This window comes from Caulobacter sp. UNC358MFTsu5.1 (genome assembly GCF_000712075.1).
GTDB lineage: Bacteria > Pseudomonadota > Alphaproteobacteria > Caulobacterales > Caulobacteraceae > Caulobacter.
In genome coordinates, this window is record NZ_JONW01000005.1 from 979,361 (window position 1) to 1,004,894 (window position 25,534).

General features: G+C 69.6%; 29 protein-coding genes. 11 read left to right on the forward strand and 18 right to left on the reverse strand.

Annotation, left to right across the window (positions count from 1 at the left end):
* Window positions 1-6: 6 nt before the first annotated feature.
* From BR39_RS0106490 to BR39_RS0106510, 5 genes are all read right to left on the reverse strand, one after another.
* Complete coding sequence (locus BR39_RS0106490) at window positions 7-1,668, reverse strand: type II and III secretion system protein family protein (protein WP_029908909.1); 1,662 nt, start codon at window positions 1,666-1,668, stop codon at window positions 7-9.
* Entirely contained in the window at window positions 1,665-2,546 is an 882-nt protein-coding gene (cpaB, locus tag BR39_RS0106495) for a Flp pilus assembly protein CpaB (RefSeq protein ID WP_029908911.1), read from the reverse strand. The genes BR39_RS0106490 and cpaB overlap by 4 nt, the downstream gene beginning before the upstream one ends.
* A 193-nt stretch (window positions 2,547-2,739) precedes the next feature.
* Complete coding sequence (locus BR39_RS0106500; protein WP_029908912.1) at window positions 2,740-3,252, reverse strand: prepilin peptidase; 513 nt, start codon at window positions 3,250-3,252, stop codon at window positions 2,740-2,742.
* 113 nt (window positions 3,253-3,365) lie between these two features.
* Window positions 3,366-3,536, reverse strand: a complete 171-nt coding sequence (locus BR39_RS0106505; RefSeq protein ID WP_029908914.1) for a Flp family type IVb pilin — start codon at window positions 3,534-3,536, stop codon at window positions 3,366-3,368.
* Between the two features lie 80 nt (window positions 3,537-3,616).
* Window positions 3,617-3,796, reverse strand: coding sequence for a Flp family type IVb pilin (locus tag BR39_RS0106510; RefSeq protein ID WP_029908916.1), 180 nt, complete (start codon window positions 3,794-3,796; stop codon window positions 3,617-3,619).
* A 312-nt stretch (window positions 3,797-4,108) separates the two neighbouring features.
* On the opposite strand from BR39_RS0106510, the gene BR39_RS0106515 reads away from it, so the two are divergent.
* From BR39_RS0106515 to BR39_RS0106525, 3 genes are all read left to right on the forward strand, one after another.
* Window positions 4,109-4,528 carry a pilus assembly protein N-terminal domain-containing protein gene (locus BR39_RS0106515; RefSeq protein ID WP_035018255.1) on the forward strand — a complete coding sequence of 140 codons (420 nt, stop codon included), beginning with the start codon at window positions 4,109-4,111 and terminating at the stop codon, window positions 4,526-4,528.
* A 95-nt stretch (window positions 4,529-4,623) separates the two neighbouring features.
* Complete coding sequence (locus BR39_RS0106520; protein WP_029908921.1) at window positions 4,624-5,187, forward strand: TadE/TadG family type IV pilus assembly protein; 564 nt, start codon at window positions 4,624-4,626, stop codon at window positions 5,185-5,187.
* The gene (locus tag BR39_RS0106525) at window positions 5,184-5,720 is read left to right on the forward strand and encodes a TadE/TadG family type IV pilus assembly protein (protein WP_156035599.1); all 537 of its coding nucleotides are present in this window, start codon (window positions 5,184-5,186) and stop codon (window positions 5,718-5,720) included. The genes BR39_RS0106520 and BR39_RS0106525 overlap by 4 nt, the downstream gene beginning before the upstream one ends.
* Here BR39_RS0106525 and BR39_RS0106530 read toward each other — a convergent pair.
* The 4 genes from BR39_RS0106530 to BR39_RS0106545 all read right to left on the reverse strand — a co-directional run bounded on the left by BR39_RS0106530 (window position 5,717) and on the right by BR39_RS0106545 (window position 9,786).
* The gene (locus BR39_RS0106530) at window positions 5,717-6,520 is read right to left on the reverse strand and encodes an aminotransferase class IV (protein ID WP_035018173.1); all 804 of its coding nucleotides are present in this window, start codon (window positions 6,518-6,520) and stop codon (window positions 5,717-5,719) included. The two genes, BR39_RS0106525 and BR39_RS0106530, sit on opposite strands and share 4 nt — an antisense overlap.
* The gene (gene pabB / locus BR39_RS0106535; RefSeq protein ID WP_029908927.1) at window positions 6,517-7,857 is read right to left on the reverse strand and encodes an aminodeoxychorismate synthase, component I; all 1,341 of its coding nucleotides are present in this window, start codon (window positions 7,855-7,857) and stop codon (window positions 6,517-6,519) included. The genes BR39_RS0106530 and pabB overlap by 4 nt, the downstream gene beginning before the upstream one ends.
* 32 nt (window positions 7,858-7,889) lie before the next feature.
* Complete coding sequence (locus BR39_RS0106540) at window positions 7,890-9,329, reverse strand: MFS transporter (protein ID WP_029908929.1); 1,440 nt, start codon at window positions 9,327-9,329, stop codon at window positions 7,890-7,892.
* A 142-nt stretch (window positions 9,330-9,471) separates the two neighbouring features.
* Entirely contained in the window at window positions 9,472-9,786 is a 315-nt protein-coding gene (locus BR39_RS0106545; RefSeq protein ID WP_029908931.1) for a hypothetical protein, read from the reverse strand.
* 88 nt (window positions 9,787-9,874) lie between these two features.
* Here BR39_RS0106545 and BR39_RS26695 point away from each other — a divergent pair, with 88 nt between their 5' ends.
* Entirely contained in the window at window positions 9,875-10,417 is a 543-nt protein-coding gene (locus tag BR39_RS26695; RefSeq protein ID WP_197026649.1) for a DUF2283 domain-containing protein, read from the forward strand.
* 407 nt (window positions 10,418-10,824) lie between these two features.
* Here the strand turns inward: BR39_RS26695 and BR39_RS0106550 are convergent, their stop codons facing one another.
* Complete coding sequence (locus tag BR39_RS0106550) at window positions 10,825-11,598, reverse strand: tyrosine-protein phosphatase (protein WP_029908933.1); 774 nt, start codon at window positions 11,596-11,598, stop codon at window positions 10,825-10,827.
* A 57-nt stretch (window positions 11,599-11,655) separates the two neighbouring features.
* Window positions 11,656-12,219 (reverse strand): hypothetical protein, encoded by a 564-nt coding sequence (locus BR39_RS0106555; protein WP_029908934.1) that lies wholly within the window; start codon window positions 12,217-12,219, stop codon window positions 11,656-11,658.
* 77 nt (window positions 12,220-12,296) lie between these two features.
* On the opposite strand from BR39_RS0106555, the gene BR39_RS0106560 reads away from it, so the two are divergent.
* The gene (locus BR39_RS0106560; RefSeq protein ID WP_029908936.1) at window positions 12,297-13,073 is read left to right on the forward strand and encodes an alpha/beta fold hydrolase; all 777 of its coding nucleotides are present in this window, start codon (window positions 12,297-12,299) and stop codon (window positions 13,071-13,073) included.
* Between the two features lie 135 nt (window positions 13,074-13,208).
* Here BR39_RS0106560 and BR39_RS0106565 read toward each other — a convergent pair whose 3' ends face one another.
* The gene (locus BR39_RS0106565; RefSeq protein ID WP_029908937.1) at window positions 13,209-14,663 is read right to left on the reverse strand and encodes an AMP nucleosidase; all 1,455 of its coding nucleotides are present in this window, start codon (window positions 14,661-14,663) and stop codon (window positions 13,209-13,211) included.
* Window positions 14,664-14,860: 197 nt separating this feature from the next.
* Here BR39_RS0106565 and BR39_RS0106570 point away from each other — a divergent pair, with 197 nt between their 5' ends.
* Both BR39_RS0106570 and BR39_RS0106575 read left to right on the forward strand, forming a co-directional pair.
* Window positions 14,861-16,120: a dicarboxylate/amino acid:cation symporter gene (locus BR39_RS0106570; RefSeq protein WP_029908940.1), complete on the forward strand. Its 1,260-nt coding sequence runs from the start codon at window positions 14,861-14,863 to the stop codon at window positions 16,118-16,120.
* 80 nt (window positions 16,121-16,200) lie between these two features.
* Window positions 16,201-16,614, forward strand: a complete 414-nt coding sequence (locus BR39_RS0106575) for a DUF6491 family protein (protein WP_029908942.1) — start codon at window positions 16,201-16,203, stop codon at window positions 16,612-16,614.
* A gap of 101 nt (window positions 16,615-16,715) precedes the next feature.
* On the opposite strand, the gene BR39_RS0106580 is transcribed toward BR39_RS0106575, so the two are convergent.
* Window positions 16,716-17,585: a 2-dehydropantoate 2-reductase gene (locus BR39_RS0106580; protein WP_029908944.1), complete on the reverse strand. Its 870-nt coding sequence runs from the start codon at window positions 17,583-17,585 to the stop codon at window positions 16,716-16,718.
* A 72-nt stretch (window positions 17,586-17,657) separates the two neighbouring features.
* Complete coding sequence (locus BR39_RS0106585; protein WP_029908947.1) at window positions 17,658-18,698, reverse strand: ribonucleotide-diphosphate reductase subunit beta; 1,041 nt, start codon at window positions 18,696-18,698, stop codon at window positions 17,658-17,660.
* Window positions 18,699-18,833: 135 nt separating this feature from the next.
* Between BR39_RS0106585 and BR39_RS0106590 the strand changes: the two genes are divergently transcribed.
* Complete coding sequence (locus BR39_RS0106590; protein ID WP_029908948.1) at window positions 18,834-19,505, forward strand: glutathione S-transferase family protein; 672 nt, start codon at window positions 18,834-18,836, stop codon at window positions 19,503-19,505.
* Window positions 19,506-19,675: 170 nt separating this feature from the next.
* On the opposite strand, the gene BR39_RS0106595 is transcribed toward BR39_RS0106590, so the two are convergent.
* Entirely contained in the window at window positions 19,676-20,683 is a 1,008-nt protein-coding gene (locus BR39_RS0106595; RefSeq protein ID WP_029908950.1) for a cupin-like domain-containing protein, read from the reverse strand.
* Between the two features lie 146 nt (window positions 20,684-20,829).
* Here BR39_RS0106595 and BR39_RS0106600 point away from each other — a divergent pair, with 146 nt between their 5' ends.
* Window positions 20,830-21,600 (forward strand): sulfite exporter TauE/SafE family protein, encoded by a 771-nt coding sequence (locus tag BR39_RS0106600; protein ID WP_029908952.1) that lies wholly within the window; start codon window positions 20,830-20,832, stop codon window positions 21,598-21,600.
* On the opposite strand, the gene BR39_RS0106605 is transcribed toward BR39_RS0106600, so the two are convergent.
* Entirely contained in the window at window positions 21,597-21,848 is a 252-nt protein-coding gene (locus BR39_RS0106605; RefSeq protein ID WP_029908954.1) for a hypothetical protein, read from the reverse strand. The genes BR39_RS0106600 and BR39_RS0106605 overlap by 4 nt on opposite strands.
* Before the next feature lie 135 nt (window positions 21,849-21,983).
* On the opposite strand from BR39_RS0106605, the gene BR39_RS0106610 reads away from it, so the two are divergent.
* Both BR39_RS0106610 and BR39_RS0106615 read left to right on the forward strand, forming a co-directional pair.
* Entirely contained in the window at window positions 21,984-22,697 is a 714-nt protein-coding gene (locus BR39_RS0106610) for a hemolysin III family protein (protein WP_029908956.1), read from the forward strand.
* A gap of 7 nt (window positions 22,698-22,704) precedes the next feature.
* Window positions 22,705-24,027 carry a patatin-like phospholipase family protein gene (locus BR39_RS0106615; protein WP_029908958.1) on the forward strand — a complete coding sequence of 441 codons (1,323 nt, stop codon included), beginning with the start codon at window positions 22,705-22,707 and terminating at the stop codon, window positions 24,025-24,027.
* Here BR39_RS0106615 and BR39_RS0106620 read toward each other — a convergent pair.
* Both BR39_RS0106620 and BR39_RS0106625 read right to left on the reverse strand, forming a co-directional pair.
* Complete coding sequence (locus BR39_RS0106620; RefSeq protein WP_029908960.1) at window positions 24,017-24,355, reverse strand: zinc ribbon domain-containing protein; 339 nt, start codon at window positions 24,353-24,355, stop codon at window positions 24,017-24,019. The genes BR39_RS0106615 and BR39_RS0106620 overlap by 11 nt on opposite strands.
* A gap of 106 nt (window positions 24,356-24,461) precedes the next feature.
* Window positions 24,462-25,427 carry a lipid A-modifier LpxR family protein gene (locus tag BR39_RS0106625; protein WP_029908963.1) on the reverse strand — a complete coding sequence of 322 codons (966 nt, stop codon included), beginning with the start codon at window positions 25,425-25,427 and terminating at the stop codon, window positions 24,462-24,464.
* Window positions 25,428-25,534: the final 107 nt, after the last annotated feature.

A 25,534-nucleotide genomic window follows, 5' to 3' on the forward strand; every position in this document is an offset into this window, starting at 1 on the left:
GCGTTCTCACTCGATCACGTAGCCGACGGGGCCCTGGTAAGCGCGCCCGTTGTTCGCGCCGGCCGGCGCCTTGACCACCTTGTTCAGCCGGCCCAGCAGGACCGTGCTCATGTCGCTCGCGGTCTGCAGGCCGTCGGCCGGGGTCTGCAGGTTCTGCGGCTTGGTCGGGTCGACGATGTAGGGGGTGATGATCACCACCAGCTCGGTCTCGCCGTTCTGGTAGTCGCGCGACCGGAACAGCGCGCCCAGGATCGGCAGGTTGGTCATGCCCGGCAGGGCGTCGATGTTCTGCTTGGTCTGCTGCTGCAGCAGGCCGGCGATCATCAGCGAACCGCCCGACGGCAGCTCGACCGTCGTCTCGGCCCGCCGCACCGTCAGGCCCGGCACCACCAGGCTCGAGCCGCCGCTGGTCCCCGCCGACAGGGTGAAGGCCCCCGCGCTGCTCAGTTCCGAGACCTCGGTCGACAGCTTCAGCGAGATGCGGCCGCCCGACAGCACGACCGGCGTATAGCCCAGGCCCACGCCGTACGGCTTGAACTCGATGCTGACGCGGCCGGCGGTGTCCAGGCCCGTCGGCACCGGGAATTCCCCGCCGACCAGGAACTTGCCCGCCTCGCCCGACACGACGGTCAGGTTGGGTTCGGCCAGGGTCCGCACCAGGCCCACGCGTTCGAAGGCCTGGATCATGCCCTTGCCCGAGTTCAGGCCCGCGCTGCCGGCGGTGTCCTTGACCGTCGCCGTGTTGCCGTTGGTGACCTTGATCGGGTTGCCGTTCGAATCGACGGCGTCGAAGACCGTCGAGTGGACCACCTGGTAGCAGGTGCCGCTGACGCCGGCGGCGCAGGGCACCACCATCTGCGGCTGCTTGGTGGTGTCGCGGGCCCAGCCGCCGACGACGCCGCCCAGCAGGCTGTTGTTGACGCCGTAGGTCGGGGTGAAGCCGAACTTGTACTGGGTCTCGCCCAGCTGGCCGAGCACCACGCTGGAATCGACGCCCAGCTGCTTGATCATGTTGCGCTGGACTTCGACCACCCGAACCTTGAGCATCACCTGGTCCTTGCCGGCGATGGTCAGCATGTTCAGGACGTTCTCGGGCTTCTCGACGAACTTGGCGGCGATCTGCGAGGCCACGCCGGTCTCGTTGGCGTCGGCGACCGAGCCCGTCAGGATCACGCTGTCGCGGATCGCCTGCACCTGGATGTGGGCGTTGGGCAGCACGCGGTGCAGGGTGTCCTCCAGGGCGGTGGAGTCCTGCTCGACCCGAATGGCCAGGCTCAAGATCTTCCGCCCCGAAGCGTCGAAGAACACCGCGTCGGTCGAGCCCAGGGCCATGCCCAGCACATAGATGCGGCGCGGGCCGCGCAGCACGGCGTCGGCCACGGCCGGGTTGGTCACCAGCATGTCGCGCACGTCGACGGGCAGCTCGATGATCGCCGACTTGCCGCGCGACAGCGACAGGTTCTGGGCGCCCGAGGCGGTCAGGTCGATGCGCAGCACCTGGTCGGCGGGCGCGGCCAGGGCCTGCGCCTCGACCGGGCGCGGGGCCGCGGCGCGGGGCTGGGTCGCGTAGAAGTGGGTGCCGGCCGCCGGGCCGTCGGCCAGGGCGGCGGTCGTCGGCGCCAGCGCCAGGAGCGCCGCGAACGAGGCGGAGAGGAGCCGGCGGATCATGGGCGGACCGAGATGCTGGAGGTCTGGCCGCCGCGATTGATGCGGACGACCGAGGAGTCTTGCGAGACGACGGCGCCCGAGGGGCCGCCCAGGTCGGTGTAGGCGCGCAGGGTCAGGGTCACCGGCCCGCCGGCCTTGGCGCGCGACAGGGCCTCGGCCTCGACCGGGCCGACCTCGAGGGTGGCGGTGGAGGCGACGATGGTCTTGGCGTCCTTCTTCTCGGCCGCCGTGGTCTGGTCCAGGGCCAGGACGCGGACGTTCTGGATGACGGTCTCGGCGACGACCTGCTTGCCGCCGCCATCGCCCTCGCCGACGGTCGTCTGCTCGTGGGTCTGGATGACGTCGACGCGGTCGCCCGGCAGGATGAAGCCGCCGACGGCGGTCTCGGAGGTGATCGGCACGGCCATGGCCCGCTTGCCCGGGCCCAGGACCACCGACAGGTAGCCGCCTTCGCCGCCGCGCACGATCTTGCGGGCCGTGATGGGTTCGCCGGACAGGATCGGGTCGCGCACGATCGCGCCCTCGACGGCCTTTTCCGGGCTGACGCCGCCGATCATCTCGGCCGCGTCGCCGACCGCCTTGGCGGCCTTGGCGGAGACCTTGGTCGGCGCGGGCTCGGCCGCGCCGTTGGTGATGAAGGCGGCGTTGACGGTGTCCGAGGGCCAGGGCTGCCAGGCGACGTCGCCGCCGGTCAGGCGGTCGCCGATGGCCAGGTCGCGCTTGGCGACCAGGACCTGGGTCATGGGCTTGCTGGCCGGAGCGGCCTCGACGACGGGAGCCGGCGCGGGCTTGCCGCCCATCGCCTTCTGCATGACCACGGCCAGGCCGATGGCCGCGACGGCGGCGACCAGGACGATCATGACGCGTAGAGGATTCATACGGACGGGCTCTGGCGACGGAAACGAAAGGTCGTGCGAGCCGCCTTCAGGCGATCACGCGCAAATCGTCGAACGGCCCTTCTGGCCGCGTCGCACACTCGCGCGACCATGGTTAACAGCGGCTAAAGGCTCAGCTCCGAAAGGCCGGGCCGGGGGCGCGACAGGCTGACGCGGGGCGCCGGCTGTCGAAAGCCTAGGCGCCGACCGCCAGGGTCAGGGCGCCTTGCGGGAAGGCCATCAGGGCGCCGACCGCGATGGCCACGCCGTAGGGGATGTCGCCGTCCTTGGCGCCCAGCTTGCGGACCCAGGGCGGGCTGCCGGCCAGGACCGGCTCGAACCAGCCCGAACGCAGGCTCAGCAGGCCCAGGGTCAGGGCGCCGCCGGCCAGGGCGGTGACCAGCATGAACGGCCCGGCGGCGGGCCAGCCCAGCCACAGGACCACGGCCGCGAACAGCTTGGCGTCGCCGCCGCCGATCCAGCCGGCCGCGAACATGCCCATGCCGACCAGCAGGGCGGCCAGGCCGGCCGCCAGGCACAGGCCCAGGGTCGCCAGCGAGGCGCCGCTGACCAGGGCGACCGGCGCGAACGCGGCGATCAGGGCCAGGGAGATCCAATTGGGGATCGTGTAGCTGGTGGCGTCCTTCAGCCCGGCCACGACGACCAGGGCGGGGAAGACGAGCAGCAGGGCGAACTGAAGGGTCTGCATGGCGGCCTTGCCGTTTCAATCGGCGCCAGCTTGCCCCGATCGCATGAAGCAATGGTTTCCCGCGCGGCGAAAATCCCGCCGCGGGGCCGGAATAGCGAAAGGTCCGGCGAAGCCTAGCCGGCCTTGAAGATGTCGGCGCCCTTCTGGAAGGCGTCCTTCACGTGGCCGCCCATCACGCCGACCACGCCGACGATCACCACGGCGATCATGGTGGCCATCAGGGCGTATTCGATGGCGGTGGCGCCGGAGTCGTCCTTCAGGAAGCGAATTGCGAACTGCCGCATGGCTGAGTTCCCGATCAGGAAAGGGGAAAAAAAAGGCCCCGGCATTGCTGCCGAGGCCCTCTTTTTCGAGCGGTAGCGGATTAGGAGGCCGAAGCGCCCGTGACCGCGTCGTCGGCCTTCTTGAAGGCGTCCTTCAGGTGGCCGCCCAGGGTGCTGACGATCGTGGCGATCACGACGGCGATCAGGGCGACGATCAGGCCGTACTCGATGGCGGTGGCGCCGGATTCGTCCTTCAGGAAGCGGGTGACAAACTTCGACATGGTGGATCTCCTGGTCAGTAAGTGGATCTGGGCTCTCAAGCCGTGTCGACTTGCTCACCCCCGAAAACACGATCAATTTCGCCCAGCTCGCTTAATGGCCAGTAAACACCGGATAGTTTCGCGAATTTTTTCGTTGGTTTATTTTAGTTTACCATTATTTTCTTTTAACTATGCCATAACGCAAGGGACGAAAACCCCTTATGCATCAAGGTTTTCTCAAGTGTCGGAAAGAATACACAAGCAACGCGCTTAGTTCTTTATTGACCATTCCGAGGCATCCTCGCGGTGTACAAAGCCTGGGAAGACATCGTCATGCGCCGCCTGACTCTCGCGCTCTGCGCCGGTCTGAGCCTCTCCATCGCCACGGTCGCCGTCGCCGACAGCCCGTCCGCGCCGCTGTCCGTCAGCGCCGGCGCCGCCGCGCGGATCGTGCTGAGCGCGCCCGTGCGCGACATCGTGGTGGGCGATCCGGCGGTGGCCGACGTCAGCCTGGTCAACGACCGGACCCTGGTGGTGATGGGCAAGAAGGCCGGCGCGACCACCGTCCTGGCGTTCGACGCGCGCGGCCGCGCCCTGGCCGACCGCGACGTGGTGGTGTCCGACATCCCGACCCAGGCCGTCGTCGTCCAGCGCGGCGCCAGCGCGGCGACCTATGCCTGCGGCGACCGGTGCTCGCTGCTGAGCGCCACCGCCGCCCCGCCCGCCCCGGCCGCGACCCCGACCACGCCGTAAGCCCGTTTCCGTCCCCTGGTCGCGGCGACCTAAACCACTGATTAGGGACGCCTGGCCTAGATTGCGCGCCTGACGTTCCTCAAGGGCGCTGACGCGTGGCCGATCGAACCCGACATTATCGCCGCCTGCTGGCCCGCCTGGGCCTGCTGCGCCGCTTCGCGCGCGACGACGACGGCGCGGCGGCGGTCGAATTCGCCTTCGTCTCGATCCCCTTCCTGCTGCTGGTGTTCGGGATCATCGAGCTGGGCATCGCCTTCCTGGTGTCGATGAGCCTGGAGAACGCCCTGATCATGGCCGATCGCAAGATCCGCACCGGCGACGCCCAGAACACCACCAAGGAACAGTACCTGAAGGACGTCTGCGCCCAGATGTCCTGGCTCGGCGATTCCTGCGCCAAGTCGATCACCCTGGACGTCCGCGTCCTGCCGTCGTTCGCCGACGCCAGCAAGCTGAAGAAGCCCGTGACCGGGTCGACCTGCTTCGACACCGGCGGCCCCAGCTCGATCATGCTGGTGCGCGGCTACTACAAGTGGCCCCTGATCACGCCGCTGCTGCAGCAGGCGGTGGGCGGCACGGCCGGCGACCGCGAGGTCACCTTCGCCACGGTGTTCGTCAACGAGCCGTATTCGGAAACCCCGGTCGCGATCAAATGCTCATGACCGGCCGCCTCATCCGTTTCTGGCGCGATCGCCGCGGCGTCTCGGCGGTCGAGTTCGCCCTGATCGCCCCGCTGCTGCTGCTGTTCTATTTCGGCATGGCCGAGCTGACCGAGGCCATGATGGCCCAGCGCCGGCTGAGCCACCTGACCGCCTCGATCGGCGACGTGGTGGCCCGCGACACCCAGTTCAGCAACGCCCGCCGCGACGACGTGTTCACCGCCGGCAAGGTGATGATGGCCCCGTTCCCGACCTCGACCCTGCGGATGTGCGTCTACAGCGTCGTCTCCAACGCCGCGGGCAAGGACACGGTCGCCTGGGTCGAGAAGTCCAACTCGCCGACCAACTGCCCCGCCGCCAACGACGTGGTCGACATCCCGGTCTCCGTCCTGCCGGCCAGCCAGAGCGTGATCATCAGCAAGGCCAGCTACGAGTACGACACGGTGTTCAAGACCGTCGTGCCCGAGACCATGACCTTCCGCCGCACCTTCTATCTGCGGCCGCGCCTCTCGGACCAGGTGACGCGCGTCCCCTAGGACTCGCGGAGCGCCTCGGCCAGCCGCTCGACCAGGGCGTGGGGACCGAAGGTCTCGCCCTCGAAGCGCCGCGCCGGGCGCACCCCGATCAGGCTGTTGGTCAGGAACACCGCCTCGGCCTCGTCCAGGGCCTCGGCGCCGGTCGACACCTCGTGGACGTCGACGTCCAGGCTCCGCGCCGCCGCGATCACCCGTCGCCGGGCGATGCCTTCCAGCACCCCGCAGTGCGGGGCCGGGGTGAACAGCGAGCCGCCCTCCACCCAGAACAGGTTGGCCGCCCCAGCGCAGGCCAGGTCGCCGTGGTTGTTGCGGATCACCGCCTCGTCGGCCCCCGCCGCCTTGGCCTCGGCCCGGGCCAGGACGTTGTCGAGATAGGACAGGGTCTTCAGCCGCGCGGCGGGCGAACCCTCGTTGCGGCGGGTCCTGGCCAGGACCAGGTCGACCGGCGTGGTCACCGGCGCGGCCGCGGCGGCGCTCGCCGCCAGGCGGAGCACGGGCGCGGCGGGGCGATCCAGGCCCCGCCCGCCCGAACCGGCCGTCAGGGTCAGGCGCACGGCGGCGCGGACCTCGGCCAGGCCGGCCCGCTGCGGCGCGGCCAGGCAGAGGGCGCGGGCCTGCTCCCGGTCGAAGGCCGGCAGGCCCAGGGTCTCGCAGCCGGCCGCCATCCGCGCCATGTGGGCGTCCAGATGCGGCAGGCCGCCGCCGGTCCACAGCATCGTCTCGAACAGGCCGTCGCCGAGCAGCAGCCCGCGATCATCCAGAGGAAAGGCGTCCAGGGGGAAGGCGTCGGGAGAGGTCATCCGCGGGGCGGCTCCATCAGCGCCCGGCGCAGGGCGGCGAACTTGGCTTCGGTCTCCAGGCGCTCGGCGTGGGGATCGCTGTCGGCGACGATGCCCGCTCCGGCCCTCGCCTCCAAGCGCCAACCGTCCGCATCCTGTTCCAGGCCCACGGTGCGGATCAGCACGCTGGACTCCAGCGCCCCGTCCGCCCCCGCCCAGAACAGCGAGCCGCAATAGGGGCCGCGCGCGGTCTCCAGCTGGGCGATCACCTTCATGGCCTGGACCTTGGGCGCGCCGGTGATCGAGCCGGGCGGGAAGGCCGCGCGCAGCAGGTCGGCGCTGGTCAGGCCCGGGGCCAGCCGGCCGGTCACGGTGGAGACCAGGTGATGGACGTTGGCGAAGGTCTCGACTCGGAACAGCTCGGGCACGGCGACGCTGCCGGGCGGGCTGACCCGGGCCAGGTCGTTGCGCATTAGATCGACGATCATCAGGTTCTCGGCCCGGTCCTTGGCGCTGGCCGACAGCTCGGCGATCAGCCGGGCGTCCTCGGCCTGGTCGGCGCCGCGCGGGCGGGTGCCCTTGATCGGCCGGGTCTCGATCGACAGGTCGCCGCCGGTGACCTTCAGGAACCGCTCGGGCGAGTTGGACACCAGGGCCCGGCCCGGCAGGCGCAGATAGGCCGAGAACGGGGCGGGGCTGTCGGCGCGCAGGCGGGCGAACAGGTCGAACGGGTGGGCGCCGGCCGCCAGCCGCCCGGTCCAGGCGCGGGCGATGTTGGCCTGGAAGATCTCGCCGCCGACGATGCGCTCGACCACCTGGGCCACGGCGTCCTCGTAGGCTTCGCCGTCGCCGACCGCGAGGCCGTCGCACAGCACGCCCTCGTGCACCGGCGGCGCGGGGGCGTTCAGCCAGGCCAGGGCCGCCTCGGCCCGGGCGCGGGCGAAGCTCTGCGATCCGCCCCGGCCGACGGCCAGCACCCGGCGCTGCAGATGGTCGAAGGCCAGCAGGGCCGGATAGCGGGCGCAGGCCAGGTCGGGCCAGCCGGTGCGCGCCAGGTCCAGGTGCTCCACGCGGTCGCCCAGCTCGTAGGCGGCCAGGCCCACCACCCCGCCCTGGAACGGCGGACCGTCGAGGTCGGCGCCCTGGGGCGGCCCGATCAGCTCGGCCAGAGTGGCGAACGGGTCGCGCGACTCTTCAGCCGTGACCGTCAGGGTCTGGTCCGGCTCGCGCAGCAGATAGGACCACCGCCCCGCCTGGCCGCCCGAGATCAGGGCGCAGGCGAAGGGTTCGTCCCGCCACGGGGCCGCGGCCCAGACCGGGTCGCGCCAGGGGGCGCTGATGAGGACGACATGACGCATCGGCGGGTGATACCGCCGCGGGCGTCGCGGCGCTACGCCTCGCGTTCGCCGCCCTTGACCATGAACAGCACGCAGAAGCCGGCCAGCAGCAGGGCCGCCACCGGCACGAAGCCGCCGACCTGGGTCTTGAACACCGCCGTGGCCAGGGCCACCAGCAGCGAGCCCAGCCACATGGTCGCCGTGCCCGACAGGGCGTAGAGCCCGAAGAAGGCCGCCGTCTTGTCGGGCGGGCACAGCCGGATCAGCAGGGTGCGGCTCGACGCGTACTGGGCGGTGACGAACACCGCGATCAGCAGGCCCAGGCCCAGATAGATCAGCTCGGGCACGGTGCGGAACAGCGGCCCGTTCCAGACCGGCGCGTGGGCGGCCGGGTCGTAGGCCCAGAAATAGAGGATCTTCTCGCGCCCCATGCCCAGGCTGCACAGCAGCACCGCCAGCGAGCCCGCGATCTCCAGCTGCACGGCCTTGCGCGGGCCCAGCACCTTGTCGAACCACGGGGCGATCAGGCCGCCGCCCACGCCGAAGATGCTGAGCGAGATGCCGTAGGCCAGCATCTCCAGCGCGCCCCAGTGCATCAGGCCGGCGGCCAGCAGGCCGCCGAAGACCAGCAGGGCGGTCATGCCGTCGTTGTAGAGCAGCCGCCCGCCCAGGAAGAGGGCGATGTCGCGGTGGCCCTTCAGGTTGGCGAAGATGTCGCGCAGCATGCCGATGCCGTCCCGCGCGCTGGCCATCCAGCCGCGGCCGGTGCGGGCCGCGTCGGGGGTCCACAGGAAGAAGGGGATCGCGCCCAGCAGCATCACCGCCGCCGCCAGCGGGCCGGAAATCCGGCTGGGCTCGTTCTTGGCGGGGTCCAGGCCGAACAGCGGGGCGTGCGGCACGCCCGGCCAATCCACCTGGCCCGGCAGCACCATGCCCCACAGCATGAAGACCAGCAGGGCCACCGACAGGCCGTTGGCCACGGCGTAGCCGAGCCCGGAGATCAGGGCGGCGCGCCCGGGGGCCGTCCCGGCGGCCCGGCCCAGCAGCGAATTGCTCAGCACGTCGGCCAGATTGTAGGCCACGCCCAGCACGATCAGCAGGCCGCTGGTCACCCACAGCGGCAGGCCGCCGGCGGGCATGGCCCACCACAGGGCGACCAGGGCGGGGACCATCACGGCGGTCGTCAGGCCCAGCATCGACTTGCGCGGCCCGTACTGCTCGATCATCGCCCCGATCAGCGGCGCGGTCAGGGCGGTCAGCAGGCCGTAGATGGTCGAGATGTTGGCCACCACCGCCTGGCCCTGGACCGGATCGCCGACCAGCACCCGCGAGAAGTAGGGCGAGAAGATGTAGATGGTGATCAGGATCACATAGGGGTCTCGCGCCCCCTGCTGCAGGATCCAGGCGAGCGCGCCGCGCGACAGGCCCGACTTCAGCGGGGCGACCGGCTCGCCTTCGCTGGGGACCGCCGCGGCGGCCGAGAACTCACTCATGCGGTTCCACCCTCGTCACAGGGCCGTCGTCTGACGCGGCGGCTTGGGAGGAGCGTGGCGATTAAACGGGTGTTTGTCACGTCTGTTCGTGTTTCATCGGGCATGGCCGAAACTGGACCAGCGGAATGTCCGCTGAGGGTGGTTAGGAGACCTCGGCTGGACCGAACACGGCATCGTGCCAGAACATGCTCGGCTTGCGAAACCAAGCGCGAGCGGCCCCCTCACCGAACAGTGCGAGTTGGCGCATATCCACGCCATACCGGTGGAACAACGCGATAAACTCCCTGAGTTCGCCGTCGTCCGGCGCACGCGACAGCGTGATTGTCAGGTTCGATCCGAGCCCATCGTAGCGAGCAACGCAGTCGATCCGATCTAGCCACGCGAAGAACGCGCCCTCATCCAAAGGGCTGTAGTAGATGACGCTGGTTGCAACGAAGGTCTGTGACGGGGCGGACATTCCGCGACCATGCCTGGTCAAGGCAGCCGATTGCAACGTCCGCCTAGAGTGGATTGCAGACCCGACCTCGCTAAGCCAAGCTCGGCAGATGAAACGACCAACCGAACACGCGATCACAGGCTGGAAAGCGATCCTACTAGCGCCAATACTCATACCAGTCGGGCTCATTGCGCAACTTTGGTCCAACGGGGAGAAACTGGATCGAACCCCGGAGGAAGTAGCCAAGTTTCTCCGCGACTTCTTGGCCGGCACCAGTGACGAATGGGGTTGGGACGGCTTTGAAACCACACCGATCAAGGACCCTGAACTCGATTGGGTGCGGAAGCGCGCCGCGATGGCAGCGCCGCCCAATCCAGATCTAGCGGTGCTTCGCGATCTGCTGACCGAGACAGAACAGATCATAGAGCAACGGGCAGGTGCTGCGCCGATCGGACTGGTCCAGCTATTCAGAGATTCCGCTGCCGGCGCATCCTATCTGACTCTGCCTCTCCATCCTGGAAGAGGGACATGGGGCTGCGTCGCGAACACCATTCCACTCGACCAGATTATCGAGGGTTACAAAGGGCCGGACGTCAATCTCGACTTTGATGCCCAGGGCCGCCTGATTGGTATCGAAGTGCTCGCTGCATAGCCTCAGCTAATGTCCGACTAGGGTGGAAGTCGGGCGCAACGCAAAGTAGCTTGGCCGCATGCGTAACGCCAAACGTACACAGGATGGGGTCGTATCCGTCGATGGAGCCGAGTTCACTTGGCGGCTGCATCGCGAACCCCAGTGGTGCACGACAGACGGGTGGCGTGGGCTGGTATTAGCGGTGCGCCACGTGGACGGTCAGCGTGAGGCACTAGTCGAATGGCCAATGCCCAGGTCGGGTAGCCACAGCGTGCCATACCGCCAGCGGCCTAAGCTCGATACGCCGCTTCTGACCCAAGGTGTACGCACAGCCCTTGATGCAGGTTGGGACCCGCTTTCAAGAGGCAAAGCCGTGGCGGTGCTGGTCGAATAGCCAATATCCGACTTGGGTCGTAAGCCGCCTCCCCCTACAGCAGAATACTCGCCCGCACGGCCTCGCGGCCCGCGGCGTCCAGGCCCACGGCCTGTTCCAGATAGCCGTCGAGCGAGCCGTGGCAGGCCTTCATCTCGGCCAGGGCCGTGGCCAGGTACTGGGCCTCGACGCCCATGGCCGCGCGCATGGCCGCGTCGGTGGGGCGGCGGCCCAGCTCGGCCTCCAGGCGGTCGGCCAGCTGCGGTCCGCGCCGGGCGAAGCGCTCCTCGTTGTTGGTCAGCAGGTAGTCGTCGACGATGTCGTCGTCGCCCACCCCGGCCAGGTGGTGGGTCAGGGCGGCCAGCAGGCCCGTGCGGTCCTTGCCCGCCGCGCAGTGGATCAGCACTGGGCCGCGCGCCGCGCCCAGGGCCTGGAAGTATCGGCGGAACAGGTCCAGGTGCCGCTCGGCGAACGGGGCCCGGCGGTAGTACTCGACCAGGTAGCCGCGGATCGAGGCTTCCGACAGGTCGGACTCGCGCAGGAAGGCGTGCCAGGGGTCCTCGCCGGTGACGCCCAGGTCGTTGTCGATCACCTCGGCGGCGAAACCGTCCCAGCGCCGCGACGGATCGCGCTCGCGCTCGTTGGGCCGGCGCAGGTCGACGATGGTGCGGAGGTTCAGCCCGGCCATGGCGACGAGGTCGTCGTCGGTGGCCTCGGCCTGGTGGGCGGCGCGGAACAGCAGCCCCTTCTTCAGCCGGCCCTGGCCGGCGGCGTAGTCGCCGAAATCGCGGAAGTTCTCGACGCCTTGCAGGACGATGTGACGGGTCATGGCGCGCTTGTTAGCGCCCCAGGGTGACGAAAGCGAGACGGCCGTTACGGCGCGCCGTCACCCGCCGCGGGTGACCTCGACCGTGCGCCAGGCCGAGCGCGGATCGTGGGCGTAGGCGACCGAGCTCCAGCCGTCCTTTCGGGAGACATGCCAGCCGACGAACGGCCAGCCGGCCGGCTGGGTCAGGGTCCCCTGGTCGTCCGGCCGGCCCAGCGGCGCGCCCAGCACGATCTGGCCCGGAAGCGCGCCCGCCATGGCCCGGACGTCGTCCTGCTGGAAATAGACCCGGCACATCGACGTGCCGCCCGTGTCGCCGACCGCGATGAACGCCGGCCGGCCGCCCAGGGTCACCCGCTTGACCACCCGCCAGTCATCGGCGCCGTTCCCCCGCACCAGGGCGGGCACGGCGTCGCCGCGCACGGTCTCGCCGACCGAGCGGCGGGCCTCGCGCAGGATCGCGCGGGGCGAGGCCGGGGCGAAGCAGACGTCGCGCACGACGGCGACGGCGCTGGACCGCGTCACCTTGGGCGCGAGGTCGTCCATCCTGTCGGAGGCGAAGCCCGCCCCCACGAACATGACGGCGGCGACGGACAGGGCGAGGGAAAGGACGTATCGGGCCATGAACCGGAGGTTGTTCCGGCCCACCCTGGAAATCAAGAGGCTGGACCGTTCGGCCCCGGCCGCGCCACTCTGCCGCCATGACCGACCTGCACCGCTTCCAGAGCTTCGACGGCGTCTCCATCGGCTACCGCGTCCTGGGCGATCCGGCCGGCTGGCCGACCCTGATGCTGCACGGCTTCCTGGCCAGCGCCGAGACCAACTGGTTCCTGCCGGGGATCGCCGCCGCCGTGGCCGGTTCCCTCGCCAATGGCGGCCGGCGGGTGATCGCCCCCGACCTGCGCGGCCACGGGCGCTCGGACGCCCCGACCGATCCGGCCGCCTGGCCGCGCGACGTGCTGGCCCTGGACCAGGCGGCCCTGATCGCCCACCTGCATCTGAGGGACTACGACCTGGTCGGCTATTCGCTGGGCGCGCGGACGGCGGTGCGGATGCTGGTGCGCGGGGCGCGGCCCCGCAAGCTGGTCCTGGGCGGCATGGGCGACAGCGGGCTGATGGCGGCCGGGGCCCGGGCGGCGATGTTCGAGGACAGCATCCGCCACGGCGACGCGGCCAAGGACCCGCGCGCCGGCCGCCGGGTCCACGCGATGATGGCGGCGGGCGGACTGAAGCCCGAGGCCATGCTGGGCGTGCTGGCCTCGTTCGTGGCGACCTCGGCGGAAGAGATCGCGGCGATCGACGTGCCGACCCTGGTGGTGGCGGGGCAGCGCGACGACGACAACGGCTCGGTCGAGGGGCTGGCGGCGATGATGCCGGACGCGCGCGGGGTCAGGATCCCGGGGGATCACCTGAGCGCGGTGATGGAGCCGGCGCTGGCGGGGGTGATCACAAGCTTTCTGGAGGACAGCGGCGGCTAACACTTGCCCCCTACGGGTCGCTTCGCGACCGTCTTCCCCCGGAGGGGGGAAGAGCGCTCCGCCCCCTACGGGGGCGGACAGGCGGCGAAGCCGTCAGGTGGGGGCAAGTGGGTGGGCCACCTGCCCCCTTCATGATCACCTGAACGGCGGCTCGTCGAACGCCCGCAGTTTCCGCGAGTGCAGGTTCGGGCCTTCTTCCAGCAGCAGCTTGCAGGTCAGGATGCCGATCTGCAGGTGTTGGCTGATCGCCCGCTCGTAGAATGCGTTCGCCTGGCCCGGCAGCTTGATCTCGCCGTGCAGCGGCTTGTCCGAGACGCACAGCAGCGTGCCGTACGGCACCCGGAAGCGGTAGCCCTGGGCGGCGATGGTGGCGCTTTCCATGTCGATGGCCACGGCCCGGCTCTGGTTGAAGCGCAGGGCCGAGAGGCTGTGGCGCAGTTCCCAGTTGCGGTCGTCGGTGGTGACCACCGTGCCGGTGCGCAGGCGCTTCTTCAGTTCGGGGCCGGTGTCGCCGCTGATGGCCTTGGACGCGTCGTAGAGGGCGCGCTGGACCTCGGCGATCGACGGCACCGGGATCTCGGGCGGCAGCACCGCGTCCAGCACGTGGTCGTCACGCAGATAGGCGTGGGCCAGCACGTAGTCGCCGATGGTCTGGGTGTCGCGCAGGCCGCCGCAGTGGCCGATCATCAGCCAGGCCTGCGGGCGCAGCACGGCCAGGTGGTCGCAGATGGTCTTGGCGTTGGACGGGCCGACGCCGATGTTGACCAGGGTGATGCCCCGGCCGCCCGGGGCCATCAGGTGGTAGGCCGGCATCTGGTGCTTGCGCCAGGTCGACTCCGCCACCGCCAGTTCGGGATTGGCGGTGTTGGCGGTGATCATCAGACCGCCCGAGCAGGACAGCGCCTCATAGGGCGAGCCCTCTTGGCCCAGCTGCTCGATGCTCCAGCGCACGAACTCGTCCACATAGCGGTGGTAGTTCGTGAACAGGATGAACTGCTGCACGTGCTCGGCCGGGGCGCCCGTGTAGTGCTTCAGGCGGGCCAGGGAGAAGTCGGTGCGCAGGCCGTCGAACAGGGCCAGCGGCCGGGCCTCCTCCATCGCCGGGTTCCAGACCCCGTCGGCGATCTCGTCGCCGATGAAGGCCAGGTCGGTGGTCGGGAAGAAGCGGGCGATGTCCTCGCTGCGGACGTCGGCCTGGTTCAGGTCGATGCTGGCGTCCAGCACGTAGGGATAGGGGATCTCCTGGCTGGAGCGGTCGATCTCGATCTCGACGTCGAAATCGTTGAGCAGCAGGGTCAGCTGCTCGACCAGATAGTCCTTGAACTGCTCGGGCTTGGTGATGGTGGTGGCGTAGACGCCGGGCCGGCTGACGCGGGCGTACGACCGCGCCAGCTTGGGCGGCAGGGCCTCGGGGTCGTAGACCAGCCGAAGCTCGGGATAGGCGAACGTGCCGTCGAACCGCGTCTGCGGGTCGGGCCGGGTTCCATGTTCGAGATAGGCGCGAAGCGCGGTCCGCAGGGCGTCGACGGCGCGTTCGTATTCCTGATTGAGCCGCTCGACCGCGGCGATTGCTTTTTCTTGGTTTGACATGGCGCCCTATATCAGCGTTCCGCCGTCATTTCCAGGCCAGGGCCTGAAGGTGCGCTCCAGGGCATGGACGAAGCCCAATTCGTCGGCCACAAGGGGCGCAATGACCCGCACGGCGACGTGAGGAGAAAGGCTTCTCCCACGTCTTACCAAGACGCCAAGACCATACGGTCGAGCCCGCGCGCTCGACGGGGGAGCCCATGAATAGACGTTTCGCCTTCCTGATCATCGCCGCCATGGTCCTCGGGGTCCTGGTGGGCTGGGCCTGCAACCAGTACCTCGACGCCGCCCAGACCGCCGAGGCGGTCAAGTGGTTCAAGATGGGCACGGACCTGTTCCTGCGGCTGATCAAGATGATCATCGCCCCGCTGGTCTTCACCACCCTGGTGGCCGGCATCGCCCACATGGAGGACGCCGCCGCCGTCGGCCGGATCGGCGCCAAGACCATGGGCTGGTTCATCAGCGCCTCGGCCGTGTCGCTGCTGCTGGGCCTGCTGATGGTGCACCTGCTGCACCCCGGCGCGGGCCTGGTGCTGAACGAGATGACCGACGTGGCCGCCAAGGCCCCGGCCGCCTCGACCGAGACCTTCACCCTGCAGGGCTTCATCACCCACCTGGTGCCGGTGTCGATCTTCGACGCCCTGGCCAAGAACGAGATCCTGCAGATCGTGGTGTTCAGCGTGTTCGTCGGCACCGCCGTGGCCTCGCTGGACAACAAGGCCCCGCAGATCATGGAGCTGGCCGAACAGGGCGCCCAGATCATGCTGAAGGTCACCGGCTTCGTGATGAAGCTGGCCCCGCTGGCCATCTTCTGCGCCCTGGCCTCGACCATCGCCGACCAGGGCATCTCGATGCTGGTCGTCTACGGCAAGTTCGTGGTCGGCTTCTACGCCACCATGGGCACGCTGTGGCTGCTGCTGTTCCTGGCTGCCCTGCTGGTGCTGGGCAAGCGCGCCCTGCCGTTGTTCGGCGCGATCCGCGACCCGGCCCTGCTGGCCTTCTCGACCGCCAGCTCGGAAGCCGCCTATCCGCGCATCCTGGACGCCCTGCCCAAGCTGGGCATCCGCCGCCGCATCGTCTCGTTCGTCCTGCCGCTGGGCTATTCGTTCAACCTCGACGGCTCGATGCTCTACTGCACCTTCGCCACGGTCTTCATCCTGCAGGCCCACGGCGTGCACCTGACGGTCCAGCAGCAGATCTTCATGCTGCTGCTGCTGATGGTGACCTCCAAGGGCATCGCCGGCGTGCCGCGCGCCTCGCTGGTGGTGATCATGGCCACCCTCACCTATTTCGGCCTGCCCGAGACCTGGATCGCCCTGGTTCTGGGCGTCGACCACCTGCTGGACATGGGCCGCAGCGCCACCAACGTGGTCGGCAATTCGGTGGCCGCCGCGGTGGTCGCCAAGTGGGAGGGCGAGCTGGACGATCCGGAGCCGGAACCCGGGCCCGCAAAGGCCTAGAACCCGTTAGCGTGGCAATTGACTTCGGGGGGGAGAGGACCAATCTCTCCCTCGAGGGACATTCGGTCAGGGAGACCGCCATGAACACCAAGACCATGATCCGGGCCGGCCTGCTGACGACGGTCCTGCTGGCGGCCGCCGCCCCGGCCCTCGCCGCCGCCGAACCGGCCGCCAAGGCCCCCGCCGCCAAGCGCAGCTGCTTCTACATGTCCGAGTGGGACAACTGGTCCGCTCCGGACCGCGACACCCTCTACCTGAAGGTCCGCAACCGCGACGTCTACCAGGTGGACCTGTCGCACGGCACCAGCATGCTGACCTCGCCGGGCGTGCACCTGGTGTCGATCCAGCGCGGCGTCGACTCGGTCTGCAGCCCGCTGGACCTGGACCTGCGGGTCTCGGACGGCTGGGGCATGGCCATGCCGATCATGGCCAAGAGCATCACCAAGCTCACGCCCGAACAGATCGCCGCGATCCCGAAGAAGGACCGGCCGTAAGGCGTTCGCGGACGGGGACATGCACTTGTGCGTGTCCCCAGGCTTCGAGCGCTTGAGTGGGGACACGCACAAGTGCATGTCCCCGGCTCGGAAACACACCCCTACGACGCCGCCGCTTCCAGCAGCGCCACCACCATCGCATTGACCGGGGTGGCGATCCCGTGTCGCGCGCCCAGGCGCACGATCACCCCGTTGCGGGCGTCCAGCTCCATGGGACGTCCCGCCGCGCGGTCGGCGTGCAGCGAATTGACCCCGTCGGCCGGGCCGGCGCGATAGCCTTCGACCACCGTGTCGGGCAGGTCGTCGGGCAGGTCGGCGCCCTCGGCCCGGCCCACCGCCACGCATTCGCCCACCAGGGCCCGCATGATCCGGGCGATCGGCTCGCGCCGGGCCACGCCCGAGGGCTTGAGGGTCAGGGCGTTGACCGCCCCGGCGCAGTTGAGGGCCAGCTTTTTCCAGGCGGCGGTCTTGAAGTCCGGCGTCGTGGCCACCTGGATCGGCGTGTCGGCGAACAGCTCGACGAAAGCCTCGCCGTCGAATCCCTGCGGAACCAGGATCGAGCCGTCGCGGCGCTGGCGCACGCGGCCGGGGGCGCTGCGCTCGGCCGGGATGTCGACCACGGCCGGGGTGATCCGTTCGGCGGGCACGTACGGCGTGAAGCGCTCGACGTGCTCGACGCCGTTCTGCAGCACCGCCACGCGGGTCTCCGGCCCCACCAGCCGGGCCAGCCAGGCGCCCGTGGCCGCCGCGTCGTAGGTCTTGGTGGTGACGATGGCCCAGTCCACGGGCGAGGCCTGGTCCGGCGCGGTCAGCACGCGCGGCGTCGCCGTCAGCGTCCCGCCGGGCGTCTCCACCTCCAGCCGGTCGAAGGCCGTGCGGGCGCAGACCTCGACCGTCAGCTCCGGGTTCCGGGCCAGCCAGGCCGCCACCGTGGCGCCCACCGCGCCGGGACCGATCACCGCAATCCGCATATCCGCACTCCAGACAAAGAAACGCCGCCCTCTCTCGAGGGCGGCGGCATGTTATCCCCGTTGTCCCTGCTCTTATTCTGCCGGCAGGGTGTTCTCAGAGCGCTTTTGCAGCATGGTGTCGAAGCTCGACCACACGCCGTCGGCGCCGTGCCATTGGCCCTGGGTGGCGGCCTTGGAATATTCCGTGGCCCGGGCCTCGAAGAAGTTGGCGTGCTCCACGCCCGACAGCAGCGACTGCAGCCAGGGCAGCGGGTTTTCCTTGATGCCGTAGACTTCCGGCAGATGCAGCTGGCGCAGGCGCCAGTCGGCGATGAAGCGGATGTACTTCTTGATGTCGTCCGGGGTCATGCCCTGGATCTCGCCGGCCTCGAAGGCCAGGTCGATGAACTTGTCCTCCATGGTGACAACGGTCTTGCAGCAGTCGACGATGTCGTCGGCCACGGTCTTGGTCACGGCGCCGGTCTCGGCGTTGAAGGCGTGGTACAGCTTGATGATGCCTTCGCAGTGCAGGCTCTCGTCGCGGATCGACCACGACACGACCTGGCCCATGCCCTTCATCTTGTTGAAGCGCGGGAAGTTCATCAGCATGGCGAAGCTGGCGAACAGCTGCAGGCCTTCCGAGAAGCCGCCGAACATCGCCAGGGTGCGGCAGATGTCGGCGTTGGAGTCGACGCCGAACTTCTGCATGTAGTCGTGCTTGTCGCGCATGGCCTCGTATTCCATGAACGCGCCGAACTCGCTTTCCGGCATGCCGATGGTCTCGAGGAGCAGGGCGTAGGCCGCGATATGGATGGTCTCCATATTGGCGAACGACGACAGCATCATCTTCACTTCGGTGGGTTTGAAGACCCGGCCGTAGCGTTCCATGTAGTTGTCGGCCACCTCGATGTCGGCCTGGGTGAAGAAGCGGAAGATCTGCGTCAGCAGGTTCCGTTCCTTGTCGTTCAGCTTGACGGCCCAGTCCTTGAGATCCTCGCCCAGCGGGATCTCCTCGGGCATCCAGTGCACCTGCTGCTGCTTTTTCCAGAACTCGTGGGCCCACGGATAGCGGAAGGGCTTATACGCGGCGGACGGAGTCAGGAGGCCGGGGGTGGTGATCAGCTTGGCGGACATCGAGGACGGCTCCTGGGCAGGCGGACGCGAATCGGACGGACGATTAGACTCTCTTGGTAGCGCAGTCGTCGGGATCATCTAGTGGCCACGACGTCGCAGCACACAACATGTTGTGGGCAGATTGGGTAACGAAAGATGAATCAAGCTTACACCATCTATGGCGCGCTTGGCTCGGGCTCCGTGCCCGTCGAAGCGACTTTGACGCTTCTGAGGCAGCCCTACGCGGTCGTCGAGGCGCCCACCTGGGAGGGCGCGGCCCAGCAGGCCAAGGTGGCGGAGGTCAATCCGCTGAAACAGATCCCGGCCCTGGTCACGCCCGACGGCGAGACGATCACTGAGAGCGCCGCCATCCTGATCTGGCTGGCCGACCGCCATCCGGAGGCGCGGCTGGCTCCCTCGCTCGATTCGCCCCTGCGCGGCCAGTTCCTGCGCTGGATGGTGTTCGTGCCGGCGGCGATCTACTCGCTGTTCTGGGTGCGGGACGACCCGTCGCGGCTGGCGGGGCCGGACGCCGAGCTCGGCGCGCGGATCAAGGCCGCGACGGCCGACCGGATCGCCGAGTGCTGGGGGATGATGGAGAGCCAGCTCACGCCCGGGCGCTACCTGCTGGGGGACGAGCTGACGGTGCTGGACCTGTACGTCGCCGTGGTCAGCCGGTGGGGCGCGCGGCGCAAGCGGTTCTACGAGGTGGCGCCGCGGATGGCCGAGGTGGTGAAGCGGGTGGACGCCGATCCGAGGCTGACGGCGTTCTGGGCGGCGCGGTTTCCGTTCGTGGACGGGTGGGAGAGCAACGGGGCGGCGGGGTGACAGCATAGGCCAGTCCCTCCCCCTTGCGGGGAGGGTGTCGGCGAAGCCGACGGGTGGGGGATCGGTGCAGGGTGCTGGACATAAGCTGACTTCAAGACTCAGCAGTCCCCCACCCGACCCTGGCTCCGCCAGGGCCACCCTCCCCACAAGGGGGAGAGACAGCCTGAAGGCTACGCCCCCAGCCCCTTCAACAAGAACCCCCGCACCTCGCGCGCCGTGGTCTCGCTCAGCTCGCCCAGCACCCCGCGCGCCTCCACCGGCAGATGGGCCGCCGGGTCGCCGTCGGCTTCGAACACATAGTGCTCGAACAGGGCCCGCCACGCCTCGCGCTGCGGGATCGGCAGGTGTCGGACATTCTTGAGGGCGTGGACGAAGGCGTCGAACGGCGAGCCGGCCAGGGCGGGCGCCTGGCTCCACCAGTAGTTCACCAGCAGGTTCAGCGCCCCGAGCGCCTGGACGTGGTGCCACCACATGGTCGGGATGTAGATCGCGTCGCCCGGCCCCAGCTCGGCGACCAGGGCGTGGTCCATCGCCTCGGCGAAGCGTGGGTATAGCTCAAGGTCGGGTTCTTCCAGCGACACCATGCTGATCGGCCGCCCGGCGGGGGTGAAGTCCAGCGGACCGATATAGAGATTGGCCACCTGGTCGGGCGGGAACAGGGTGAAACGCCGCCGCCCGCCCACCACGCAGGCGAGGTTGTCGGAAAAGTCGTGGTGGGTCTGGATCGTGGTGGCGTTGCCCAGCCACAGGCGCGGCGTGACCTCGGGACCCAGCAGGTCCAAGGCGTTCTCGCGCTCGAAGCCGGGCAACAGCGGCGGGATCGGGGTGGAGCCGACATAGAGGCACGGCGGCGCCGGATCGCCGGCCACGTTGAGCAGGCCGGCCAGCACCTCGCGCAGGGTTCCCTGCCAGGTTTCGAAGTTCAGGCCGCGCGCCGTGTCGTCATAGAAGAACCGCCCCCGGATTTCCGGCTGACCGATCAGGGCGGCCACCCGCGCGCCTCGGTCGAAGCCGGCCAGGTAGCGGGCCAGGCCCATGTCCGTGGCGGCGGCCCGCACCGCCGGCCAGTCGGCGACCAGGCCGCGCAGCACCACCGGGCGATGGGCCGCGACGACCTCGTCGGCGAACCGGGCGGCGTCGATGTGGGCGAGTTCTGGAACGGGACGCAACGGACGCATTGCACGGCTTCGACGCGGGAAAGGCGGCACGCTAGGGCGATGAGCGCATCGCTCGATTGCAGATTGTTTCCGCATGGAAACAACCTTGAGCGTCAGCGCCGTCTTCCGATCTGGACCCGCCCGGCCAAGCTGCTAACACCTCTCCCATGCTGACCGATCCCCTGTTCTACGCCGTCGCCATTCCCGCGGTGATCCTGCTGGGCCTGGCCAAGGGCGGGTTCGCCGGGATCGGGGTGGTGGCGGTGCCGCTGATGGCCCTGGTGGTCTCGCCGGTGCTGGCCGCCTCGATCACCCTGCCGATCCTGCTGGTCCAGGACGTGGTCAGCGTCTGGAGCTTCCGGAAGACCTGGGACAAGGGCCTGCTGATCCTGATGCTGCCCGCCGCGGCGGCGGGCATCTTCCTGGGCTGGCTGCTGGCGGCGCGAGTGTCGGTGGCGGCGGTCGAGCTGTCGATCGGCGTGATCTCCATCGCCTTCTCGCTGCAGCGCCTGTGGGCCGAGCGCGCGGTCAAGGCGGCGGAAGTGATCGAGGCCGGGCCGGCGCGGCCCTGGCTGGGCGCCCTGTGCGGGGCGATCGCCGGCTTCACCAGCCAGGTGGCCCACGCCGGCGGTCCGCCGTTCCAGATCTATGTCCTGCCCCGCCGCCTGCCGCGCGACGTGTTCATCGGCACCAGCGCCATCTTCTTCGCCGTGGTGAACTGGATGAAGGTGCCGGCCTATGTCGCCCTGGGTCAGTTCACGCCCCAGGTGCTGACCACGGCGGCCGTGCTGCTGCCCCTGGCCCTGGCCTCGACCTGGGCGGGCGTGTGGCTGGTGCGCCGCGTGCCGGCCGAGGGCTTCTACCGGGTGATCTACGTCCTGCTGATCGCCGTCGGGGCCAAGCTGGCCTGGGACGGGGCGCACGGCCTGATCGGCTAGGGGCGATCCCGGGGCCGCTCGTCGATCGTCCGGCGCTGGGTCACACTATAGAGCCAGGCCAGGCTGGCCGCCGACACCGCCAGGCCCAGAGCGGTCCGCGTGGGGCCCAGCCACAGCCACGCCCCCAGCAGGCCGACAACGCAGACCGCGAAGCTGGCCAGCAGGGCGGCCGCGCCTTTCCAGTGGATCAGGTTTAGCGAATAGCCCTCGCCCAGATCCCGGATCGCGAACCAAGGTCGTCGGGTCATCAGGTCGCTCCGGCCGCTCGCCCCGACCCTAGCATGCGAACTCTGACGGAATCATCGCGGCCGGACGCGCCTGGCCCTTTCCTCGCCACGATGATCGGCGTTTATATGTCACCGATCGCGCGTAGAGTTGGGGCCATGACCGAGACGACCAGCATCATTCCCGTCACGGACGTCGCCCAGGTTCCGGCGGTCGCGCCCGCGACCCACTATCCGACGGCCGGCGCCAAGTGCGCCGACCTGGTGGTGCACCTGGCCGGCCTGGCCTGCGCCCTGCTGGGCGGCGGCATCCTGCTGGGCCTGGCCTTCGGCCTGGGCTCGCTGAGCCAGGTGGCGGCCATCGCCGTCTACACGGTGGGCCTGATCACCATGCTGTCGCTGTCGACCGCCTACAACTTCTCCAAGGCCCGCTGGCGGCCGCTGCTGCGCCGCTTCGACCACGCCGGCATCTTCGTGATGATCGCCGCCTCCTACACGCCCTTCACCACCCAGAACCTGCACGGCTGGTGGGCGATCGGCATGACCGCCGCCGTCTGGACGGTGGCCGGCGTCGGCGTGCTGGCCAAGCTGTTCCTGCCGGGGCTGGACAAGCGCTTCTGGGTCGGCCTGTACCTGGCCCTGGGCTGGCTGGTGCTGGTGGCCATCAAGCCGATGATCGCCGGCATGGGCTGGGTGGCCCTGCTGCTTTTGGCCATCGGCGGCGTGATCTATTCGACGGGTACGGTGTTCTACCTGATGAAGCGGCTGAAGTTCCGGCGGGCGATCTGGCACGGTCACGTGATCGGCGGCGCCGGCCTGCACTACGCCGCCGTGCTGGTCGGGGTGGTCCTGGCCTCGAGCGGACACCCCTGAGCCTGCCTTGAACACCCCCTCTGATCCCAAAAACGCCGTTTCGAACTTCTTCCGGGATCGCGCCGCCAACAGCCAGCGGGGCAAGCGCCTGCCGGCGCCCCTGACCCAGCCGGACAACCAGGTCGAGGCGCTCGGCTTCCCCGGCGTGCGGCTCAGCGTCGACGAGGCCGACGAGGCCCTGCGCAACGTCGCCGACCGCCTGGCCCCGGCCCGGCCGCTGCTGGGCCGCGACGATTTCAACATCCTGGCCCTGTCGGGCGGGGCGGCCGGCGGGGCGTTCGGGGCCGGCGCCCTGGTGGGCCTGAGCAAGGCCGGGACCCGTCCCCACTTCGCCATCGTCACCGGCGTCTCGACCGGGGCCCTGATCGCCCCCCTGGCCTTCCTCGGCCCCGACTGGGACGACCGCCTGACCGACGCCTATGTCGGCGGCCACGCGGCCGAGCTCCTGAGCCTCAAGCGCCTGGGTCCGACCCTGGGCCCCAGCCTGTTCCGCGGCGACTCCCTGGACGGGCTGGTCGCGCCGTTCATCGACCTGGAGATGATCGAGGCCGTGGCCCGCGAGCACGCCAAGGGCCGCCGCCTGCTGATCGCCACCACCAACCTGGACAGCCAGAAGGCCACGATCTGGGACATGGGGGCGATCGCCACCCAGGGCGGCGACGGGGCCGTGAAGCTGTTCCGCGACGTGCTGGTGGCCTCGGCCACCCTGCCCGGCCTGTTCCCGCCCAAGCTGATCGACGTCGAGGCGCCGGACGGCGAAGGCGGCATGGCCCGCTATCAGGAAATGCACGCCGACGGCGGCATCGCCGCGCCGCTGTTCCTGATGCCCGACGCCTTGCTGCGCTGGCGCGAGCTGGGCCAGCGCCTGCGGCGCGGGCGGGTCTATGTGATCTTCAACACCGTGCTGGATCCCGCGCCCCGCACCACCCAGCCGGGCGTGACCTCGATCATGGGGCGCAGTTTCGAGACCATGCTGCGGTTCTCGTACCGCCAGGCCCTGAGCGTCGCGGCCGGCTTCTGCGCCCGCCACAACCTGCCGCTCTGGTCGGCCTCGATCCCGACCAGCTTCGAGAACTTCAACATGATGAAGTTCGAGACGGCCCAGATGCGCCAGACCTTCGACGACGCCGAGGCCCTGGCGATCAGCGGCCGGCTGTGGTCCAGCGCCATCCCCGCGTCCGAACCGCTGTGGCGGGGCCTGTTCAAGCGGCAGCCGACCGCGCGGGACCGGACGGTCAAGGATCCCATCCTCGTGCCTTCGGCCGACCTGACGCCGGCGGAGGATCCCGTGGCGAACAGGGGCCCCGACCTGGAAGAGCCTATTTCTTGAGGTAGCGGGCGCGCAGCTTGTCGACGTTCGGCGGCGTGGCGCGGAAGTCGGACGCCAGGCCCAGGCGGGCGTTGCACGACGGGCAGCGCACAGAGTCCGTGTCGGCCAGTTCGGCCGGCGGGTCGAAGCGCGTGCCGCAGGGCTTGCACTTGAAGTCGCCGGTCGGCGGCGGCGCGGGGGCCGGCGGCGGCTCGGGCGCCATCACCACCACGCGCTTCTTCGCGTCCGGCCGCTGGATGCGCTCCAACGGCGGCGGGCCGCCCGGAGCGGCGACGCCGCTCTTCAGGCTCAGGATCTTGCGGGGGCGAGGGGGCTCGCTGTCGCTCATGACGCTTGACGGCTCGGTGAAGGACTTGGGGCGGGAAGGATCGGCGCTAGCTGCATGATCTGGACCCGAAACTCAAGCGCCCAGCGCGCCAATCGCCGCCGACGGCCTACCAGTGCGGCTTCAGACTGAACGAGAAGGCCACCATTTCGTCCTTCTGGGTGGCCATGCCCATGATCTGGTCCTTGGCCCTGATCTTGCGGTGGACATAGCCGAACGAGGCCTGCATCGGGCCCTTGCGCCAGGCCACGCCGGCCTGGCCGTCGCCGACCAGCTTGCTGGAGGTGTCGGTGCTGACACCGGCTCCGCTCCAGTCGCCGTCGCCGCTGCGCAGCATGTTCATGCCCACGGCCTGGCCGCTGGCGGCGGCGAACAGGTACCAGCGGCCCTGCTGGCCGAACTCGCGGCCGTCCTGGACGCCCAGCGAATTGACGACCTTGTCGCCCATCTTCTTGCCGAACCGCACCGTGGCGCCCGCCTCGGCCGAGCCGCCGGCCCCGCCGAAGCCGAGGCCCGCGTGCGGGGTGACGTCCAGGGCGTACTTGCCGGCGTCCACCGAGACCGCCGCCGGCCAGCCGCGGGTGACGGTGACGTCGACGTCGCGGTCCTCGAAACTGTCCTCGTCGGGGCGGACCAGCGACAGGGGCCGGGTCCGGCTGGCCGAGGCGACGCTGGCCACGGAAACCCGCACCGAGTCGACGGCGTGCTCGCCCTCGCCGACCACGACGGCGTCGGAGCGGTAACTGACCGCGCCGCGGCCCGCATAGTAGCGGTTGGCGTCCAGCAGGGCCGCGTCGCCGTAGGCGCCGGCGGGCGAGAGGGCGAAGGTCGGATCGGTGGCGCGCTCGGTCCGGGCGGCGGGCGCCTCGGCGAAGCCGACGGCGGCGGGCCGGACGCTGCGGACGCCCAGATCGACCGGCGCGGCGGCGCGCATGTCGACGATGAAGCTCGGCGGGGTCTTGCGGGCGGTCTCGGACGACTTGGCGGGTTTGGACGGTTTCGCGGTCTCAGCCTGCGCGGCGATCGCCACGCAGCTGATGGTCACTCCCGCCACAAATGCCGTGCAAGCACGCATTCCGGTCCCCAGAACCCTTTCCCCACGAAGAGCCTAGCCCGAATTCGGCCGGCGTCCATGGGACAAAACCCCACGTCATCAACATTTCGCACTGGGGTATGGTTCCC

Coding starts and splice junctions, on each gene's coding strand:
- BR39_RS0106490 (WP_029908909.1), bottom strand. CDS start 1,668: ATGATCCGCCGGCTCCTCTCCGCCTCGTTCGCGGCGCTCCTGGCGCTG.
- cpaB (WP_029908911.1), bottom strand. CDS start 2,546: ATGAATCCTCTACGCGTCATGATCGTCCTGGTCGCCGCCGTCGCGGCC.
- BR39_RS0106500 (WP_029908912.1), bottom strand. CDS start 3,252: ATGCAGACCCTTCAGTTCGCCCTGCTGCTCGTCTTCCCCGCCCTGGTC.
- BR39_RS0106505 (WP_029908914.1), bottom strand. CDS start 3,536: ATGCGGCAGTTCGCAATTCGCTTCCTGAAGGACGACTCCGGCGCCACC.
- BR39_RS0106510 (WP_029908916.1), bottom strand. CDS start 3,796: ATGTCGAAGTTTGTCACCCGCTTCCTGAAGGACGAATCCGGCGCCACC.
- BR39_RS0106515 (WP_035018255.1), top strand. CDS start 4,109: ATGCGCCGCCTGACTCTCGCGCTCTGCGCCGGTCTGAGCCTCTCCATC.
- BR39_RS0106525 (WP_156035599.1), top strand. CDS start 5,184: ATGACCGGCCGCCTCATCCGTTTCTGGCGCGATCGCCGCGGCGTCTCG.
- BR39_RS0106530 (WP_035018173.1), bottom strand. CDS start 6,520: ATGACCTCTCCCGACGCCTTCCCCCTGGACGCCTTTCCTCTGGATGAT.
- pabB (WP_029908927.1), bottom strand. CDS start 7,857: ATGCGTCATGTCGTCCTCATCAGCGCCCCCTGGCGCGACCCGGTCTGG.
- BR39_RS0106540 (WP_029908929.1), bottom strand. CDS start 9,329: ATGAGTGAGTTCTCGGCCGCCGCGGCGGTCCCCAGCGAAGGCGAGCCG.
- BR39_RS0106545 (WP_029908931.1), bottom strand. CDS start 9,786: ATGTCCGCCCCGTCACAGACCTTCGTTGCAACCAGCGTCATCTACTAC.
- BR39_RS26695 (WP_197026649.1), top strand. CDS start 9,875: ATGAAACGACCAACCGAACACGCGATCACAGGCTGGAAAGCGATCCTA.
- BR39_RS0106550 (WP_029908933.1), bottom strand. CDS start 11,598: ATGACCCGTCACATCGTCCTGCAAGGCGTCGAGAACTTCCGCGATTTC.
- BR39_RS0106555 (WP_029908934.1), bottom strand. CDS start 12,219: ATGGCCCGATACGTCCTTTCCCTCGCCCTGTCCGTCGCCGCCGTCATG.
- BR39_RS0106560 (WP_029908936.1), top strand. CDS start 12,297: ATGACCGACCTGCACCGCTTCCAGAGCTTCGACGGCGTCTCCATCGGC.
- BR39_RS0106565 (WP_029908937.1), bottom strand. CDS start 14,663: ATGTCAAACCAAGAAAAAGCAATCGCCGCGGTCGAGCGGCTCAATCAG.
- BR39_RS0106570 (WP_029908940.1), top strand. CDS start 14,861: ATGAATAGACGTTTCGCCTTCCTGATCATCGCCGCCATGGTCCTCGGG.
- BR39_RS0106575 (WP_029908942.1), top strand. CDS start 16,201: ATGAACACCAAGACCATGATCCGGGCCGGCCTGCTGACGACGGTCCTG.
- BR39_RS0106580 (WP_029908944.1), bottom strand. CDS start 17,585: ATGCGGATTGCGGTGATCGGTCCCGGCGCGGTGGGCGCCACGGTGGCG.
- BR39_RS0106585 (WP_029908947.1), bottom strand. CDS start 18,698: ATGTCCGCCAAGCTGATCACCACCCCCGGCCTCCTGACTCCGTCCGCC.
- BR39_RS0106590 (WP_029908948.1), top strand. CDS start 18,834: ATGAATCAAGCTTACACCATCTATGGCGCGCTTGGCTCGGGCTCCGTG.
- BR39_RS0106595 (WP_029908950.1), bottom strand. CDS start 20,683: ATGCGTCCGTTGCGTCCCGTTCCAGAACTCGCCCACATCGACGCCGCC.
- BR39_RS0106600 (WP_029908952.1), top strand. CDS start 20,830: ATGCTGACCGATCCCCTGTTCTACGCCGTCGCCATTCCCGCGGTGATC.
- BR39_RS0106605 (WP_029908954.1), bottom strand. CDS start 21,848: ATGACCCGACGACCTTGGTTCGCGATCCGGGATCTGGGCGAGGGCTAT.
- BR39_RS0106610 (WP_029908956.1), top strand. CDS start 21,984: ATGACCGAGACGACCAGCATCATTCCCGTCACGGACGTCGCCCAGGTT.
- BR39_RS0106620 (WP_029908960.1), bottom strand. CDS start 24,355: ATGAGCGACAGCGAGCCCCCTCGCCCCCGCAAGATCCTGAGCCTGAAG.
- BR39_RS0106625 (WP_029908963.1), bottom strand. CDS start 25,427: ATGCGTGCTTGCACGGCATTTGTGGCGGGAGTGACCATCAGCTGCGTG.